This window comes from Halomonas sp. A3H3 (assembly GCF_000982975.1).
GTDB classification, from domain to species: domain Bacteria; phylum Pseudomonadota; class Gammaproteobacteria; order Pseudomonadales; family Halomonadaceae; genus Vreelandella; species Vreelandella titanicae.
The window spans coordinates 2486844-2505212 of sequence record NZ_HG423343.1; the positions used below are offsets into that span (position 1 = coordinate 2486844).

16 protein-coding genes are annotated in these 18369 nt (G+C 58.4%); 14 read left to right on the forward strand and 2 right to left on the reverse strand.

Going from position 1 to position 18369, the window contains the following annotated elements; genetic code table 11:
* Positions 1-8: 8 nt before the first annotated feature.
* Positions 9-476 carry a RidA family protein gene (locus HALA3H3_RS11055; RefSeq protein WP_022521624.1) on the forward strand — a complete coding sequence of 156 codons (468 nt, stop codon included), beginning with the start codon at positions 9-11 and terminating at the stop codon, positions 474-476.
* A 23-nt stretch (positions 477-499) separates the two neighbouring features.
* On the forward strand, positions 500-1900 hold the full coding sequence (locus HALA3H3_RS11060) for an amidase (protein ID WP_022521625.1): 1401 nt from the start codon (positions 500-502) through the stop codon (positions 1898-1900).
* Between the two features lie 13 nt (positions 1901-1913).
* Here HALA3H3_RS11060 and HALA3H3_RS11065 read toward each other — a convergent pair whose 3' ends face one another.
* Positions 1914-2963 carry a LacI family DNA-binding transcriptional regulator gene (locus HALA3H3_RS11065; protein WP_022521626.1) on the reverse strand — a complete coding sequence of 350 codons (1050 nt, stop codon included), beginning with the start codon at positions 2961-2963 and terminating at the stop codon, positions 1914-1916.
* A gap of 194 nt (positions 2964-3157) precedes the next feature.
* Between HALA3H3_RS11065 and ltnD the strand changes: the two genes are divergently transcribed.
* From ltnD to HALA3H3_RS11115, 10 genes are all read left to right on the forward strand, one after another.
* The gene (gene ltnD / locus HALA3H3_RS11070; RefSeq protein WP_022521627.1) at positions 3158-4090 is read left to right on the forward strand and encodes an L-threonate dehydrogenase; all 933 of its coding nucleotides are present in this window, start codon (positions 3158-3160) and stop codon (positions 4088-4090) included.
* Between the two features lie 4 nt (positions 4091-4094).
* Positions 4095-5393: a 3-oxo-tetronate kinase gene (gene otnK / locus HALA3H3_RS11075; protein ID WP_022521628.1), complete on the forward strand. Its 1299-nt coding sequence runs from the start codon at positions 4095-4097 to the stop codon at positions 5391-5393.
* Positions 5390-6049 carry a 3-oxo-tetronate 4-phosphate decarboxylase gene (gene otnC / locus HALA3H3_RS11080; RefSeq protein WP_022521629.1) on the forward strand — a complete coding sequence of 220 codons (660 nt, stop codon included), beginning with the start codon at positions 5390-5392 and terminating at the stop codon, positions 6047-6049. The genes otnK and otnC overlap by 4 nt, the downstream gene beginning before the upstream one ends.
* 43 nt (positions 6050-6092) lie before the next feature.
* Positions 6093-6890, forward strand: a complete 798-nt coding sequence (gene otnI / locus HALA3H3_RS11085) for a 2-oxo-tetronate isomerase (RefSeq protein ID WP_022521630.1) — start codon at positions 6093-6095, stop codon at positions 6888-6890.
* A gap of 77 nt (positions 6891-6967) precedes the next feature.
* Positions 6968-7930, forward strand: a complete 963-nt coding sequence (denD, locus tag HALA3H3_RS11090) for a D-erythronate dehydrogenase (RefSeq protein WP_022521631.1) — start codon at positions 6968-6970, stop codon at positions 7928-7930.
* 104 nt (positions 7931-8034) lie between these two features.
* The gene (locus HALA3H3_RS11095; RefSeq protein ID WP_022521632.1) at positions 8035-9054 is read left to right on the forward strand and encodes a TRAP transporter substrate-binding protein; all 1020 of its coding nucleotides are present in this window, start codon (positions 8035-8037) and stop codon (positions 9052-9054) included.
* Positions 9055-9114: 60 nt separating this feature from the next.
* Complete coding sequence (locus HALA3H3_RS11100; RefSeq protein WP_022521633.1) at positions 9115-9675, forward strand: TRAP transporter small permease; 561 nt, start codon at positions 9115-9117, stop codon at positions 9673-9675.
* Positions 9672-10949, forward strand: a complete 1278-nt coding sequence (locus HALA3H3_RS11105; RefSeq protein ID WP_022521634.1) for a TRAP transporter large permease — start codon at positions 9672-9674, stop codon at positions 10947-10949. Before HALA3H3_RS11100 ends, HALA3H3_RS11105 begins: the two co-directional genes overlap by 4 nt.
* A gap of 63 nt (positions 10950-11012) precedes the next feature.
* Positions 11013-12473, forward strand: a complete 1461-nt coding sequence (locus HALA3H3_RS11110; RefSeq protein WP_022521635.1) for an aldehyde dehydrogenase family protein — start codon at positions 11013-11015, stop codon at positions 12471-12473.
* Positions 12474-12496: 23 nt separating this feature from the next.
* Positions 12497-13369 (forward strand): NAD(P)-dependent oxidoreductase, encoded by an 873-nt coding sequence (locus tag HALA3H3_RS11115; RefSeq protein ID WP_022521636.1) that lies wholly within the window; start codon positions 12497-12499, stop codon positions 13367-13369.
* Positions 13370-13404: 35 nt separating this feature from the next.
* On the opposite strand, the gene HALA3H3_RS11120 is transcribed toward HALA3H3_RS11115, so the two are convergent.
* Positions 13405-14055, reverse strand: a complete 651-nt coding sequence (locus tag HALA3H3_RS11120; protein ID WP_022521637.1) for a TetR/AcrR family transcriptional regulator — start codon at positions 14053-14055, stop codon at positions 13405-13407.
* Positions 14056-14155: 100 nt separating this feature from the next.
* On the opposite strand from HALA3H3_RS11120, the gene HALA3H3_RS11125 reads away from it, so the two are divergent.
* Positions 14156-15316 (forward strand): efflux RND transporter periplasmic adaptor subunit, encoded by a 1161-nt coding sequence (locus HALA3H3_RS11125; protein ID WP_022521638.1) that lies wholly within the window; start codon positions 14156-14158, stop codon positions 15314-15316.
* The coding region (locus HALA3H3_RS11130; protein ID WP_082116845.1) for an efflux RND transporter permease subunit at positions 15303-18369 on the forward strand (3067 nt) is incomplete at its 3' end. The genes HALA3H3_RS11125 and HALA3H3_RS11130, both read left to right, overlap by 14 nt.

An 18369-nucleotide genomic window follows, 5' to 3' on the forward strand; every position in this document is an offset into this window, starting at 1 on the left:
AACGAACCATGAGCAAAACGATTGAACAAGCGGTGGCGGAGCAGGGCCTTACGTTACCGGCGATTCCAAGGCCGCGTGGCATGTTTCTGCCCTGGTCTCAGTTGGGTAGCCAGCTGTTTTTAGCTGGGCAGATTTGTGAGCGTGGGGGTGGTGTTCTCTATCCTGGCAAGGTGGGGGCTGAGTTCGATCTTGAAACCGGTAAGCTGGCGGCCCAGGCGTGTGCCTTGAACCTGCTGGCCTCGCTCAGCGATGCCGTTGATGGTGATTTTTCCCGCGTGGTGCGATGCGTGCGCATGAATGGGTTCGTCAATGTGGCGCCGGGCTTTCATGATGTGCCGTTGGTCATTAACGGCGCGTCCGAGCTTTTTGTCGCGCTGTTTGGCGATGCGGGGCGTCATGCTAGAACCGCCATTGGGGTAGCGACACTACCCGGCAATGCGGCGGTGGAAGTCGAAGCGATTTTTGAAGTGCGTTAAGCACCCACAGAGGTAAGTAAAGCATGCAGGATTCACCCATTTTTCTACCGTTGCGTGAGCAGCGCGAGCGGCTGCGGGCGGGCACGCTGACCGCTACCGCGCTGGCCGAAGCGGCAGTCGCTGCTTATCATCAGCGCGGCAAACACGACCACGCCTACCTCACCTGGAACGGCGAGCAGGCACTGGCAATGGCAAAAGCTGCCGATGCGGTGCTCGCCCAGGGTGGTGATGCGGGGGCGCTAATGGGCATGACGGTATCGATCAAGGATATCTACGCCGTGACGGGGCTGCCGACTTATGCGGGCTCTTCCCAACGCCTGCCGAAGCGCTGGGAGCGCCCCGGCCCGGTGGTGAGCACACTATTGAAACAGCTGCCTTCTGTGATGGGTAAAACCCACTCCGTTGAGTTTGCCTTTGGCGGCTTGGGCACCAATGCCCATTGGGGAGCACCACGCAACCCCTGGGATGCACATCAGCACCGCACGCCTGGCGGCTCAAGCTCCGGGGCGGGTGTTTCACTGGTGGGCGGTACGGCAAGTTTGGCATTAGGCACCGATACCGCCGGTTCAGTGCGTATTCCTGCCTCAATGACCGGCGTAGTCGGCCTGAAAACCACCGCCGGGCGCTGGTCGACCGAGCAGATCGTACCGCTTTCAAGCACGCTGGATACCCCAGGGTTACTGGCGCGTCGGGTAGATGACCTTGCCTTTGCGTTCGATGCGTTGGATGGCGGCCTTAGCGGTCAGGATGATCGAATGCCAGCAACACCGACGCTTGCCGGGTTGACCTTTGGAGTACCAGAAACGTTTTTCTGGGACGACTGCAGTCCAGGTATCGCAGAAACCGTACGCGGTGCCATTAAGCAGCTGGAAGCCGCCGGGGCGCGAATAGTGACCCTCGAGTTGCCCGGCATCGACGAAGCGTACGAACTCTTCAAGCTGGGCGGTGTGGCTGCGCCGGAATTGGCAGCGTTTCTAAACACCGAGCTACCCGAGATGATTGACTCCCTGGATCCTAACGTCGCCGCCCGCGTTAAAGCGGCAGATGACATGCCTGCCTGGGAGTATGTGCGTCGTCGCACGGTGCTGGACTCGCTTGCCGCCTCTGCTGCCGCTCGCATGGCCGATGTAGATGCAGTCCTTACTCCCACGGTGGCGATTACCCCGCCCACTATCGAGAGTCTTCAGCCCGAAGGTGCCTATCCCAAAGCCAACATGCATGCCCTGCGCAACACGGTGATCGCTAATTTCCTAGGCCTGTGTGCCTTAACGCTGCCGGTTGGGAAAGACGCCGCAGGTATGCCTGTTGGCCTACAAGTGCTGGCGGGGCCTTGGCAAGACGCTAATCTTTTGGCCATTGGTCAGGCGATTGAAAACGAGCTGGGATCAGGCTTGGAAATTCTTGGTCAACCGCCAGCGATATGAGCACTGAGACGGCCTAAGTACTCCCGCCGGTTTGGAGCGTAAAGCCCACATCGTGCTGGCGGCGGTAGACGTTTTTACCGCTTAGACGCTGGATGAGTTCTTTGGCGGCTAAGCGGCCCATCTCTTCTCTGGGTGAAAGAATGGTAGTGAGCTGAGGAGTTACGTGCTGACCAAGGGGCAGGCCGTTAAACCCGGCAATGGCGATATCCCCTGGCACGCTTAGCCCTTGACGTTGAGCCGCCAGCAGGGCGCCTGCCGCCAAGTCGTCGTTGGCAAAGTGAATGGCTTGGGTATGAGGGTATTGCACGAGCACTTGGGCCAGTCCTTCAGCGCCCGCCTGTAGGCTGCCCAGGGTATCTAGTTCCAGTAGTGGGGCGTCGATCCCTTTCTCCTTTAGTACCGCTTTATGGCCTTCGTAACGCATGCTGGCGCGATAATCCTGCGAGAGCCGGGCGCCTACATAAACAATCTGGCGGTAGCCTTTGTCGAGAAGATGGTCGGCCATGCAGCGGCCTGCCGCCACGTGATCCAGCCCAACGTTAAGATCCATGCCTTTGCCCAGCTCCATCACCTCCATAATGGGGTGATCCCAGTTCGCCAGCAGCGTATGGCACGCCTTGTTATGGCGCAGCCCAGCGGTGACCAGTGCAGAGCATGACCAGCCCAGAAAAGTGCGCACCAATTGATACTCGCGGTCTAGATCGTAGTCGGTGTTACCCAGCAGTATCTGGTAGCCCTCGGCTTCCAGCGTCTCCTGCAGCCCCTTGATGACTTCCACAAACACGCTATTGATCAGTGACGGCACGATCACGGCAATCAGCCGTGATCGGGATGAAGCCAGACTACCGGCTACCAAGTTGGGCACGTAGCCCAATTGCTCTACGGCTTGTAGAACACTCAGGCGTGCACTATCGCTGACCTTATCAGGGTTGTTCAGTGCTCGAGATGCGGTAATCGGTGATACCCCTGCCGCTTGCGCCACTTGGCTGAGCGTGACTTGGTCGGAGCTTCGGCGCTGCCTGGCAGGGCTGGGAGAGGCAGCGTTGGGCGAGTCTTTAGACATTGGTCGCACGTCCCTGATTTTCAGCTTGTCGTAACGCCAACAATAATCTAAAACGAATGGTAGCGCTATCATGACAGCGCTACCATTTAGCTTCTAATTGCACTGCGACGAGAGCAACAAACACAACAACGATCTCAGCAACAGTCTCAACAGCCGTCTCAACCACTGTCTCAACAACAAAGAGGTGCCGTTAGGTGAGCCAACACGATAAGCAATCACTTCAAGTAGGTCTTATTGGCCTGGGCGCCATGGGCATGGGTACGGCCACCGCTATGCTCAAGCAGGGCTTTAATGTGACCGGGTGTGATATTTCCGCTGGGGCACGCGATGCCTTCGTGGCAGCAGGGGGGCAAAGCGTAGCCACTCCTGCCGAGCTTGCTCACTGCCATATCGTGTTGGTGGTTGTCGTTAACGGGGCGCAGGTTGAGCAAGTGCTGTTCGGTGAGCAGGGTGTGGTAAGCCACTTGGCTCGAGACAGTCTGATCATACAGTGCGCCACGGTGGCGCCCAGTCAGGCCAAACAGCTTGGTGAGCGTGTGGCGGCAGAGGGCTTGCTGCTGCTGGATGCGCCGATTAGCGGCGGTGCTGCTAAAGCCAAAAGTGGTGAACTATCGGTAATGGCATCCGGGGCAACGGAGGCATTTACCTACGCCGAAGCGGTGCTAAACGCCATGGCTGCCAAGGTTTATCGCCTTGGCGATGCGCCTGGCGTTGGCTCAAGTATGAAACTGGTCAATCAACTGCTGGCAGGTGTGCATATCGCCACCGCTGCTGAGGCCATGGCGCTGGGCATTCGCATGGGGCTCGACCCAGAGGTGATATATGACGTCATTACCCACTCGGCGGGCAACTCCTGGATGTTCGAAAACCGCGTGCCGCATATCCTGAGTGGTGACTACACGCCGCTTTCGGCGGTGGATATCTTCGTCAAAGATCTCAACATTGTGCATCAAACCGGCCGCGAGCTGGCATTGGCAACACCGGTAGCGTCCAGCGCTCTGCAGCAGTTTACCGCTGCCAGCGGTGCAGGTTTTGGTCGCGAAGATGACTCGGCAGTGATTAAAGTCTACCAGCGGTTATCGGGCATCGCGTTGCCAGAAGCTGCCAACGACGCCCAGGGAGCCTAATAAAATGGGGATGGGAGCGAACATCGTACTGGGCGCTATTGCCGATGACTTCACTGGAGCGACCGACCTTGCCAATAACCTGGTGCGCGGCGGTATGCGCTGCCTGCAGGTGATTGGCGTGCCCCAGCAAGAAATCGACCTCGCTGATATCGATGCAGTGGTCGTGGCGCTGAAATCGCGTTCCTGCCCAGTAGACGAAGCCGTGGCGGACTCACTGGCTGCCCTTGAGTGGCTTCGCCAGCAGGGCGCCCGGCAGCTGTTCTTCAAGTACTGCTCCACCTTTGACTCCACCGACCAGGGCAATATCGGCCCGGTGGCGGATGCGCTGCTGGAAGCCCTGGACGCGTACCAAACAGTGATGGTGCCCGCCTTCCCGGTTAACGGCCGTACGGTCTACCAAGGCCATCTGTTTGTGGGCGACCGCTTGCTCAACGACAGCGGTATGCAGCACCACCCACTGAACCCCATGCAGGACGCGGATCTCGTGCGAGTACTCGCCCGCCAAACGCCGCACCCGGTGGGCTTAGCCAACCGCGCGGTGCTGGTTCAAGGCGCAGAGGCGACCCGCACTCACTTAACGATGCTGGCAGATCAGGGGGTTCGCCATGTGATCTGTGATTCCCTGGATGAGCAGGATCTGGATGTACTTGCCGAAGCTACGGTTGCGATGCCCTTGGTCACCGGCGGTTCAGGGCTAGGGCAGGCGTTGCCCGCCCAGTATCGTGCACAGGGCTGGCTGGGCACGATCAGTGAGCCGGGGCGTTTATCGCCTGCCTCGGGCGGTGCACTGGTGCTCTCCGGCAGCTGTTCCCGTGCCACGCTGGCACAAGTAGCGGATTTTCTGGCCAAGCACCCTGATGGCGGCTTCGCCCTTGATCCCTTGGCGTTGGCTGAAGGAGGACAACAGCAGGAAGAGGCGCTGGCCTTTGCCCGCAAGCGCTTATCTCAAGAGGCGCCGGTACTGCTCTATGCCTCGGCTGATACTGAAAAGGTTAACGCCGCCCAGCAAGCTCTTGGCGTTGCGCATGCGGGTGCGCTGGTGGAAAAAGCATTGAGCCAACTGGCAGTGACGCTGGTTAACGAAGGCGTGGGCCGGTTGCTGGTCGCCGGGGGCGAAACCTCCGGCGCGGTGGTCTCGGCGCTGGGCATTGCCACCCTGCGCATCGGCGAGCAGATCGACCCCGGCGTACCCTGGACCCAAGCCCCTCTAGCCGGTCGCAATGTGCCGCTGTCGCTGGCGCTGAAATCTGGCAACTTTGGTGGCGTCGACTTTTTTACTCGGGCGTTTGAGGTGCTGGTATGAGCATCCACTTGCATCGCCATCCCCAGAACAGTTTACGTGAGCAGATCAGCACTCTGGGGAAATCGCTGTTTGACCGCGGCCTGACCATGGGCTCTAGCGGTAATATCAGCGTGCGCCTGGACGATGGCGGCTGGCTGATGACACCCACTAACGCATGCTTGGGGCGGCTGGATCCTGCGCGAATCTCTCATTTGGACAGTAACGGCCAACTGATGAGTGGCGACTCGCCCACCAAAGAGCAGTTTTTGCATATGGCGATGTATGAGGAGCGCCCGCAATCCGGCGCGATTGTGCACCTGCACTCCACTCACTCGGTGGCGGTCTCTTGCCTGCCGGGCGTAGATCCCTGCGACTGCATACCACCACTCACTGCCTACTACGTGATGCGGGTGGGGAAACTGCCGCTGGTGCCGTATCACATTCCTGGCGACCCCAAACTGGGCGATGCAGTGCGGGGGTTAGCGGGCAAACACAGCGCGGTATTGCTGGCTAACCACGGCCCGGTGGTGGCGGGTAAAAACCTCGAGGCAGCGATCTACGCCACCGAAGAATTGGAAGAAACCGCCAAGCTCTACCTGCTGCTACGGGGTGAAAACCCGCGAGGGCTAACGCCGGAACAGGTGGCGGAGCTGGAAGCGCGCTTTCCACGGGATTAACGACGCACTTAACAATGACGTACTGAACAACAAGAGCACCACGATGATTCGATTAGCCGCCAACCTCAGCATGCTGTTTAACGAGCACGCCTTTATGGATCGCTTTGCCGCTGCTGCGAAGGCGGGCTTTAAAGGCGTTGAGTACCTGTTCCCGTACGCCTATGCCGCCGATGAGTTAAGAGATGCGCTGAACAAGCACCAACTGGAGCAAGTGCTGTTTAATCTGCCGCCAGGTGATTGGGATGCAGGTGAGCGAGGCTTGGCGAGCTTGCCGGGTCGAGAAGGAGAGTTTCGTGACTCGGTGATTGAAGGGCTACGTTACGCCGAGGCGCTCAACTGCCCTCGGGTGCATGCCATGGCGGGGCTGCTCCCGGAAGATGCCGATGCCGCGACCCAGGCTGAACACCACGCCACCTATATCCGCAATCTGCATTTTGCTACGGAAGAGGCGGCGAAAGTTGGCCGAGAGATACTGATCGAGCCGATTAATACGCGCGATATGCCCGGCTTTTTTCTCTCTCGCCAGGCCCAGGCCATGGCGGTATTGGAAGAGGTTGGGGCAGAAAATCTAAAGCTACAGTTTGATCTCTACCACTGCCAAATTATGGACGGCAACTTGATTCGCCACCTTGAGCGCCAGTTCAGCTCCATAGGGCATATTCAAGTCGCAGGCGTACCCGGGCGCCACGAACTGGATGTGGGGGAGGTGCATTACCCGGCCATCTTCGAGCGCTTAAGCGCGCTGGGCTATAGCGGCTGGATCGGCTGCGAGTATCGCCCCCAGGCCGACACTCGCGCGGGGCTGGGGTGGGGCGAGGTGTGGGGCCTAACCACACACTGATCGGCACTATCTGCTCGACTCCCACTGATCGGCCCCAACTGAATGAACAATAACAACACTACAACAGGATCCTCACGATGCATATTGCCATTACCGGTGCTGCTGGGTTTCTCGGCCAGCGTTTAGTCAAGCAATTGCTTGAACGTGGTGAGCTTCGCCAGCAGCCTATTACGCGCTTGACACTGATTGACCAGATCGAAGCGCCGCAGCCTGCAGCGGGAAGTGTTGCTGTGACATCAGTGGCGCTGGATATTACCCAACCCGACGCACTGGATAGCGTGTTAGAGCAGCGACCTGATGTGATCTACCACCTGGCGGCGGTCGTAAGCTCCGCCGCAGAAGCCGATTTGGAACTCGGTATGCGGGTTAACTTCGATGCCACACGGGCGCTGCTGGAAGGCTGCCGGGAGCAGGAGCTATCCGATACTCGCTTGATTATGGCCAGCTCCGTGGCGGCCTACGGCGGTGAGTTGCCGGAGGTACTGGATGATATGACGGCACTCCATCCGCAAAACTCCTACGGTGCACAAAAAGCCATGTGCGAGCTGCTCATCAACGATTACAGCCGCCGAGGGCTCATTGATGGTTTAGTGCTGCGCCTACCGACGATTGTGATTCGACCCGGCCGCCCTAATGCTGCGGCCTCCAGCTTTGCTTCCAGCATCCTACGTGAGCCGCTCAAGGGCGAAGAGGCGATTTGCCCGGTGCCTACCGAGCTGCCGATGTTTGTGATGTCACCGGGCAAAGTGGTGGCGGCGCTGATTCATGGTGCGGAAGTGCCGAGCGAAGCCCTGGCCTCTTTTCGCGCCTTTATGCTACCCGGCATTACCGTCACGGTAGCCGATATGCTGGCAGCACTGCGCGATGTGGCCGGCGAGAAAGCGCTTTCGCTGGTACGCCATGAGCCTGACCCGCGCATTGAAGCCATTGTGGCGAGCTGGCCGGCGCGTTTTGAAACCGCGAAAGCCAAGCAGCTTGGTTTTGTGGGCGACGACAACTTTAAACAGATTATTGATGCGTTCGTTACTGAACCGTCGTGAGTTCCGGCCTGCCACCCGAGGTAGGCAAAAGCCTGGGGCGACGCTACCAATAGCGTGTGTCGCTCCGCACTCCACCCTCACAACAACATAAAGAGGGCACTTCAATGACTAAGCAACACTTTACAAAGACACCCACAATTACACGCCATGCCCTGGTGGCGGCGATTAGCGGTATTGCTACCGTTGGCATTGCACTACAAGCCCATGCGGCGACGGAAGTGAACCTGGGGCACACCCTTTCTGACAGCTCCCACTACTCAGTGGGTGCAGATGCCTTTAAAGAGGCGCTGGAGCGTTTGTCTGATGGCGAGTTCACGGTGACCGAGCATACCTCGGGGTCGCTGGGCGGCGAGCGGGAGATGATCGAAGGGCTGCAAATCGGCACCGTCGATGTGGTGATTACCTCTACCGGCCCGCTAGGTAACTTCGTTCCCGAAACCTATGTGCTCGACCTGCCCTTCCTGTTTGAGAACTACGACCAGGCGCGCTGCGTGCTGGATAGTGAGCTTGGCGACGAACTACTGGAAAAAATGGGCGATCACGATTTGATCGGCTTAGCTTGGACGGAAAATGGCTTCCGTCACCTGACCAATAGCCAGCGAGAAATCGCCACACCAGCAGATACCGAGGGCCTGCGCGTTCGCACCATGGAGAACGAGGTGCATCAGGAGGCTTTCCGCCAGATGGGTGCTCGGCCAACACCGATGGCCTTCCCGGAACTGTTCACGGCACTTCAGCAGGGTACCGTCGATGGTCAGGAGAACCCGATTACGGTCATCGTCGCCACCAACTTCTGGGAAGTGCAGGATTACCTCTCATTAACCGGGCACGTCTATTCGCCGGCCATCGTGCTGGGGTCGCCGATTCTGCTAGATGGCTTAAGTGACGAAGAGCGCGGCTGGTTTAGGGAAGCCGCTGTCGCATCTGCTGAAGCAACCCGTGAAGAGGTCTCGCGGCTAGAGCGTGAAGGCGTGGCGCTGCTGGAAGAGAATGGTATGACAGTAAAGACCGACATTGATGTTGCTCCTTTCCAGGAAGCGGTTCAGCCCGCCTATGAGATATTTACTTCTGAGTACGGCACCGAAATGCTGGAGCGCATTCAGGACAAAGCCAGCAGTTGCTGAGCGCTTCTTCCTCCCCGGCCTTCGGCGTAGCCGGAGGCCGCTTTGGCATGGTGATCTCTTATGCTAGCGGTATTTCTTCGTTTTGAGCATCAGTTAACCCGGCTTGCAATGCTGATCGCAGTGGTCATGCTGGCGATATCGGTGACCCTCAGCTTTTATCAGGTGCTCACCCGCTTTGTGTTTAACGCCCCCTCTACCTGGACGGAAGTCGCCTCCCGCGCCGCCATGATCTGGTGTGTCTTTATGGCCGCTGCCGCCACCTTTCGGGGCGGTTACATGATGGCGGTGGAGGTCGTTTATAAAGTGGTACCTGTGCGTTTTCTCACTCTTTTAGAGGTGCTCATTGTGGTGTGCTGCCTGCTGGTGCTTGGGGTGCTGATCCATTACGGCATCCAAATGACGATGCGGGTGAGCAATCAAACCATGTCGGGAATGAATATTTCGATGTCGTGGGCCTATGCGGCGATTCCCACGGGTTCAAGTTTTGCCATTGTGGCTGTTGCGGCTCGGCTTTTAGCGCAGCTCAGTGGACGTGAAAAGGTAGGGCCGGAGAATAGCGAAATTACTCCTGAGAAGGCGGTTGAAGATGGCCATCTCCCTAAAGGAGGGGCGCAGTCATGAATATGGTTATTGGCCTGTCGCTGATCATTCTATTCACCTTCGGCGTGCCGATCGCGATTTCGATTATCCTGGCGTCAATTATCGGCATCGAATTCTTTACTCGCTTGCCACTGTTGCTGGTGCCGCAGCAGATGTTTATCGGTATTGATAAATTCCCGCTCATGGCGATCCCATTTTTTATTCTTGCCGGGAATTTGATGGCCGCAGGGGGCATCTCCCAGCGCTTGGTGGACTTAGCCAAATCTATCGTGGGGAAGGTGCAGGGTGGCTTGGCCATGTCCTGCGTACTGACCTGCATGATGTTTGCGGCGGTGTCAGGCTCCAGTGTGGCCACCACCTTCGCGATTGGCGCCATCCTGATTCCGGCGATGGTGAAACATGGCTACCCAAAGCCATTGGCTGCCTCCATTCAGGCGTCATCCGCTGAGCTGGGTGTGCTTATACCCCCGTCCATTCCTCTCATTCTGTATGGCGTGAGCACCGATACATCCATTGGTCAGCTGTTCCTCGCCGGCATTGGCCCCGGCATATTGATTGGCAGCGCGCTGATACTCTTTCTCTACCTGTTCTGCAAGGTGCGCGGTTACGGCAAGGACGACTATAAAGACAGCACCGGCTTTATGATCTCGGTAAAGCGTGCCTGGGTGGCTATGCTAATGCCGGTGGTCGTGATTGGCGGTATCTACGGTGGGATTTTTACACCCACCGAAGCCTCCGCCGTGGCGGTATTTTTTGCCCTGATCGTGGGCGGTTTCTACTACCGTGAGCTGAAGCTAGACGACATGTGGCCGATTTTACGCCAGAGCGTGATCTCTACCGCCGCCGTTATGTTGATTATTGCTGCGGCCTCGCTGTTTAGCTTTCTGCTAAGCCGAACGGGGCTGCCCGCGCAAATTGCCACTCTGGTCACCAACACCATCAATGATCCTCTGATGTTTTTGCTGGTGGTCAATGCATTGCTGTTGGTTGTCGGCATGTTTATCGAAACTTCCGCCGCTATTCTGGTGTTGGCACCGATATTGACGCCCATCGCCATTCAGTTCGGTATCCACCCCGTTCATTTTGGGCTGGTGATGGTGGTTAATCTGGCGCTTGGCATGATTACGCCGCCGCTAGGCGTAAACCTCTTTGCTGCCTGTGCGGTTGCCAAAATCTCGATCGATCAAATGCTGCCATGGCTGGTGCGCTTTGTGCTGGTGGTATTGGCCTGCCTAATGGCGATTACCTATATGCCGTGGATTTCCATGGGGCTGGTGACTGCTTTTTACGGTTAATTTTTTACTGAATCCTGTCGCTTTTTAGCATTACCCGAACAATGACAATTAAAGGAGTGCGATATGCAAGATGCATTAGTGTTACCGCCTCAGCAGGCGCTGATTGGTGGTGAGTGGGTTGATACGGCCACTACCTTACAAGTAGAAGCACCAGCTTCGTGTGAGCCTTTGGCACGTATAGCACGTAGCCAGGAGGGTGACGTTAAGGCAGCCGTTGAGTCGGCACACCAGGCGTTTTCCGGCCAATTGGGCGAGTGGGCGAGTTGGTCTGCCCGGCAGCGCAGCGAATGGTTGCTACGCTTTGCAAATATTATCGAGGCGCATCACGAGCAACTGGCACAGCTTGAGTGTGCTGATACCGGGAAGCCCATGACTCAAGCCAGGGGCGATATTGGTGCCTGCGCACGCTACTTTCGCTTCTATGGCGGTGCGGCGGACAAGCTCCACGGTGAAACCATCCCCTTTGAGACCGACTTCGCGGTCATGACCCTGCGTGAGCCCTACGGCGTGTGTGCGCAAATTATTCCCTGGAACTACCCATCGCAGATCTTCGGGCGCTGCGTAGCGGCGGCGCTGGCCGCGGGTAATACCGTTGTGCTCAAGCCCGCGGAGGATGCCTGTTTAAGCGTACTGCGTTTAGCGCAACTGGCAGTGGATCATGGCCTTCCGGCGGGTGCACTCAACGTGGTGCCAGGGCTTGGTGCTGAAGCGGGCGCTGCCCTTGCTGCCCACCCAAACATTGATCATCTCTCCTTTACCGGCTCGCCAGAGACCGGCACCCATGTCGCCCAGGCGGCCGCGCAGCACCATGTACCCGTCACCCTGGAACTTGGCGGTAAGTCTCCCCAATTAGTGTTTGCCGATGCGGATATTGATGCCGCGCTTCCTGCGGTGGTGCGCGGCATTATTCAGAATGCCGGGCAGACCTGCTCCGCAGGCAGCCGTTTGCTGGTGCAGCGGGAGATCGCTGAGAGCGTGGTCGCTAACCTCAGCGAGCGCTTCGCTGCACTGCGCTGTGATGCAGGCGAAGCGGATGCTGACTGCGGCCCACTGATCAATGCGCGTCAAAAAGCCAAGCTGGAAGCGCGCTTGGCGGCCGCCGAAGCCGACGGTATTCGCGTGGCAGCAAAAGGTCAGTTAGCCGCAAGCGCGCCAAGCGGCGGCCACTTCGTAGTGCCTCAACTACTCACCGATATTCCCGAAGGGCATGAAGTGCTTCAAGAAGAGTTGTTTGGCCCAGTGCTGGTGGTGCAGGTGTTTGAGGACGAAGCGGAAGCTCTGGCGCTGGCTAATGCTACCGATTTTGGCCTCTGTGCCGGTATTTGGACGCGCGATGGTGGTAGCCAGCTCCGTTTGGCCAAAGGTATTCGCAGCGGTCAGGTATTCATCAATAACTACGGTGCCGCCGGTGGTGTAGAGCTACCATTTGGTGGCGTTGGGCGTTCCGGCCATGGCCGAGAGAAAGGCTTTGAAGGTCTGCGTAGCTATACCCGAATTAAGACGGTTGCTATCAAGCACGACTAATCACCATTAATGGAGCAATGACAATGACAACATCTCGCCAGGTAGGCATCGTCGGCGTAGGCCTTATGGGCCATGGGATTGCCAGCAGTCTGCTGCGCGCAGGCCACCAAGTCAGCTTTCTCAATCACTCGGGCAATCAGCCCGTAGATGACCTGCTGGCCGCCGGTGCTACCGCGTTGAATTCAGGCCGAGAGGTAGCACAGAGCGCTGAGGTGGTGATTCTGTGCGTGACCGGCTCACCCCAAGTAGAAGCGGTGCTATTTGAACCTAACGGCGTTTTGGAAGGGATAACGCCCGGTAGTATCGTGGTGGATTGCTCCACCGCCTTGCCCAGTTCAACAGAAAACGTCGCTGCCAGAGTCACAGAGGCTGGCGGGCGCTTTATGGATGCCGCCATGACGCGCACCCCCAAAGAAGCGGCTGAAGGGCGGCTCAACTTGATTGTCGGTGCGCCGAAGGCACTGTTCGATGAAACGCTGCCTCTGCTGCAGGGCTTTGCCGAAAATATTGCCCATGCGGGCGATGTGGGCGCGGGGCATACCCTTAAACTGCTGCATAATTTTGTTTCGCTTGGGTTTTCTGCGGTATTGGCGGAGGCCACTGTCGCTTCACGTAAAGCGGGCATCAGCGATACCGCCTTGCTTGAAGTGCTTGGCGCAGGCGGCGGCGGTGGGGTAGTACTCGAGCGGCTGCGCCCCTATATCGCTGACAATGACCCTTCAGGCTTTAAGTTTAGCGTTGCCAATGCCAGCAAAGACCTCGGTTACTACCATACGATGACCGAAGACCTCGCCGTGGAGGGAGGTATCGCTGAAGCCGTCCGCAACCTGTATAAATCGGTAGAGGATCAAAGCCTGCCAATACCCGCGCTAATCGGTGTGCTAGAGCGGCGTTAAAACAGATTGTGATTTTTCAATGGGCTGTGTTTGGCCTAGGTATTCCCATACGCCGCCAAAAACACATCCACGGCGCTACTGACCTGATGATGCAGCTCTTCATCGCTGGGGAGGTGGCGAACGCCCATGCGGACTTCTGTGACCAGCATGCCTTGCCACATACTGCACAGGTGGCTGGCGGCAAGCGTGGGTGTGCCAAGCGTTAAATGCCCGGTTTGGGCTAGTCCCTCCAATTTCTCCTGCAGCCACTGCTTAGTGGCCCAAGGGCCTGCCTCAAAAAAAGCCTGTAGCAGCTCAGGGTGCTGCTCTCCCTGAGTGTTCATCACCCGCTCAACCGCTAAGACATGGGGTTCCAACAAAAAGTGCACTAAGCTCATGCCGACTTCGATCAATGATTGGCGAACCCCCTCGTGGGTGTCGGGCAGTTTATCTAATCCCCTGCGGATGATTTCGGTTTCGCGCCGTATCACACTGCCAAACAGTGCCTCTTTGGTCACAAAGTGGCCGTAGACTGTGACTTTGGAAACACCCGCTTCTCGGGCAACGGCTTCCATCGTTACCCCCTCTAAACCGTGGCGAAAAAACAGACACGCCGCCGCATCCATCATGGCATCCCGTTTAACCATATCCTTGGGTCGGCCAGCGCGGCGCTTTGGTTCAGGCGATGTATGTTGGGGCTCTGTCATTCGGTGCAATCCGGGCTATTGAGTAAATAAATATTGAACGTGAGCGTACAAATATTATAGTGAACGGTATCGTTCAAGAATAAACCATTTCGAGGCCAACATGGGCACTCCTCTAAAAACTTCCTGGAACCACCGGTTTCGCGGCACGCTGGCGGCGCTGTTGATGGTAGGTGCCACACTGGCGACGGTATTTTCTCTCTCCAGTCAGCACAGCAGTGCTCAGCAGGCCCGCCAGCAAGGCGCTGATAACGCCCTGTTACAGGTGTCGACCAAGGCCCTGGAGCAAGCCGAGCAACTGCAACGCGATGTGCGCTTAACCGGACGTGTGGTGGCGCGCCAGTCGGTATCGCTGGCGTTCGAACCCGCGGGGCGGGTTAGTGCTGTGTCAGCAGACAGAGGCGATGCGGTTGCACAGGGGGATGTGCTTGCCACGCTGGATACCCGTCGATTGGAAAGCCGCTTAGCGGAGGTAGCTGCACGCAGTGAAGAAGCCCGTGCCAGCCTCGCCCTGGCTCAGCGCCAGGAGGAGCGTGAAGCGCAGCTAAACCAGAATAACTTTGCCAGCCGCACGGCGCTGGATCAGGCCCGGACAGATCGACTGACCCTCCAGGCTCGCCTGGCGGCGCTGGCAGCCGAGCGCGATAGCCTTACCGTCGATTTGGATGACAGCACGTTAAAAGCGCCCTTCGGCGGACGAGTGATTGAGCGCCATGTCAGTGTCGGCAGCTTGGTGAGTAGTGGCACTACCGCTTTCGATCTTATCGATGTCGAGCAGTTAGAAGCGCATCTTGGCCTACCCGCAGCGCTGGCCGCGATGTTTACGCCAGGTGAAGCCGTCGAGCTGATGGTGAATGGTGAGGAAGTCAGCGGTAAGGTACGTGCTCGGCTCCCCCAGGTTGATAGCGACAGTCGCACCCAGACGCTGGTGGTGTCGCTGGAAACCCCAGACCATGCCGTGCCCGGCGATCTGGCAGAGCTGCGCTACAAGATCACAGAACCCGCAAACGGATACTGGGTGCCGTTGGATTCCCTGCAAGCCGCCGACCGTGGCCTGTGGAACGTATTGGTGGCCGAGCCGTTAGAGAACGATCACTACCGTGTGGCCCAGGCCAGCGTGGAGCTATTGCATAGCGAAGGCGACCAAGCCTTTGTACGCGGCACGCTGGCGTCGGGCATGCGGCTGATTACCGGTGGCACCCACCGTATAACGCCAGGTCAGCAGGTCACGCTAAGCGAGGAAGTGGCCTATGAAGCGCCTTGAGTGGTTATTTAACCGTCGACTGTTAGCGCTAGCCCTGGGCCTTCTCGTTGTCGCCGGGCTGTCGGCCATTCAAACGCTGCCACGCGCGGAAGACCCCCATTTGGTGGCGCGCATGGCCACCGTGCTTGCGCCTTTTCCTGGCGCCACCCCCGAGCAGATCGAAGCTTTAGTGGCGCGTCCCATTGAGGATGAGCTACGCACCATCGCTGAGATTAACGTGCTGGAATCCACCTCACGCCAGGGCATTGCGGTGATTAGCCTTGAGCTTGAGGATGCCGTGACCAATGTAACGCCGGTGTGGAGCCGCGTGCGCGACAAGCTGGCCGATGTCGCCCCTACACTGCCTGACGGCGTACAAACGCCGGAGCTGCTGGATGATCGAGGCTACGCATTTAGCATCGTGGCCGCATTGCGCTGGACACTGGATACCCCGCCCAATCCCCAACTGATGGAGCGCTACGCCGAGCGTTTGGAAGCAGCGTTTAGAAACGTCCCTGGCACGGAGTATACCCACCGCTTTGGCGTGGCGGGGGAGCAGGTAGAGGTGAGGGTTAACCCGCTTGAACTGAACGCCTTGGGGCTCTCCGTCGGGCAATTAGCGGCCACTATTGAGGCAAGCGATGGACGACGTACCGCAGGTGAAGTGGTCACCGACGGCCACCGGCTGACGGTGGGGCTAAGCGGTGAGTTTGATGCGCTCGATAGGCTACGCGAGATAGAAGTGACGACTCGGCAGGGGCACACCGTAAGACTTGGCGAGTTGGCTGAGCTACGCCGGGGCGTGCAAGACCCGCCCGCCGCAGTGGCACTGCTTAACGGCGAACGAGCGGTGTATGTCGGCGCACGCATGGCACCCGGCCAGCGAATCGATAACTGGGTGGAAAAAGCACAAGAGCAGTTGGCGGTGTTCGCCGATGAATTGCCTGTCGGCATCGCGGTTGAAGAGGTTTTCGAACAGGCCAGTTACACCAACCAGCGCTTAAGTGACGTGGCTGGCAGCCTGCTGATGGGGCTAGCGCTGGTGGTGGCGATCCTGTTCATCACTATGGGCTGGCGCTCGGCGGTGACGGTGGGGTTGGCGATCCCCGCCACGGCTCTGCTCACCCTGGCGTTCTTCAAGCCGCTGGGTATCGATATTCACCAGATGAGCATTACCGGCATTATCGTGGCGCTGGGGCTAATGGTCGACAATGCCATTGTGATGACCAACGCCCTGCGCGAGCGCTTTTTGAAAGGCGATTCAGCGCTTGCCGCTACCCGGGACACATTGCGCCACTTAGCGGTGCCGCTGCTGGCCAGCACCTTAACCACCATATTGGCGTTTATGCCGATTGTGTTGATGCCGGGCCCAGCGGGGGAGTTCGTGGGGCCCCTGGCCATGGCGGTGATGGTCGCACTGGTAAGTTCTTATCTGGTTTCGTTGCTGCTGGTGCCTGCGCTGTCACCCATGCTGTTAGCCAGGGTCGCTGATAAACCTCCAACGCCTCGAAATAACGGCGTCAGTGGGATGCTCAAGCGCGGCTTCCGCCGTACGGTACGCAGCGCGCTGCGTCACCCCTGGGCCGCCATGATCATCACCCTGTGTGTGCCCGTGGGTGGCATGGCGTTGATGCCCACGCTGGACGTGGCGTTTTTTCCTCCCGCAGACCGCGACCAGTTTCACATCGAGGTGCGCCTGCCCCCCGCCAGCAGTATGGCCAACACCGAAGCACTGGCCCATGAAGTCGATGCCATGATTCGTGAGCTTCCGGGCATCACCCGCGTCTCGGCGTTTGTCGGTGAAAGCGCGCCAATGATGTACTACAACGTGCTTACCAATGAGGATAACAACCCGGCTTTTTTGCACCTGATTGTGGACACAGCGTCTTTACAAATCACTAATGAACGGGTGCCCGCCTTACAGCAGGCGCTTGATCGGCGCTTCCCCCAGGCCCAAAGCGTAGTGCGCAAGTATGAGCAGGGGCCGCCGTTTAAAGCCCCGATTGAGCTACGTGTCTATGGTGATGATCTAGCGGTGCTGTCATCGCTGGGACTTGAGCTAGCGGGCCTGATGCACCAACTGCCTCAGGTGACCCATGTGCGCGCCGGCATGCAGCGTGATTTGCCCAGGTTAACCCTGGATATTGACCACACCGCACTGAGTGATGCGGGGCTAACGCCGCAACGGCTAGCGGAACAAGTGGGGGCCGCGCTCTCGGGGCAATCGGCAGGCATGCTGCTGGAGGATACGCAGCAACTGCCTGTGCGGGTGCGCTACGCCGATGAGTGGCGCACTAACGCAGAACAGCTGGCGGCGCTGCGCCTGGTCAGTGATCAGGTGGCTGAGGGACTGCCACTGGCGGCGGTGGCAGAGGTGTCACTCACGCCTGCCTGGAGCGTGATTACCCGCCGTAACGCTGAACGGATGCAGTTGGTACAAGGGTACCTGGTGGCCGACGCTCTTCCGGCGGTCTCCATGGCTCAGTTGGATGCCAAGCTTCAGGCAGCGTTGGCGTCGGGGGCGTTTCAATTGCCCCCTGGTTACCGAATCGAAACCGGTGGTGAAGCCGCCGAGCGAGATGACGCCGTGGGCAAGTTGCTTGCCTCGGTGGTGCTGCTGGTCATAGCCATGGTGGCCACCGTGGTATTGGCATTTAACTCCTTTCGGCGGGCCGCCATCGTGTTTATTGCCGGCGCCCAGGCGATGGGCATGGGCATTGTGGCGCTGCTACTAAGCGGGCATGCGTTTGGGTTTGTGATTATCGTCGGCATCATGGGGCTGGTGGGGGTAGCGATCAATGCCACCATTATCATTATTGCTGCCTTTGATGACGATGAAGCCGCCCGCCGAGGCGATATCGATGCCATGCTGGCGGTGATCAGTGGCCCCACCAGCCGGCATATCGTTTCGACCACGATCACCACCTTTGCAGGTTTAATACCGTTGATGGTGGCCTCCGGCGGGCTATGGCCACCATTCGCGCAAACCGTTGGTTTTGGACTGCTCTTAGCGACGCTAGTGTCGTTTTTCTTGTGCGCCCGGCACGGGCGCACTCCTGGAGGTGCAAGTCCTC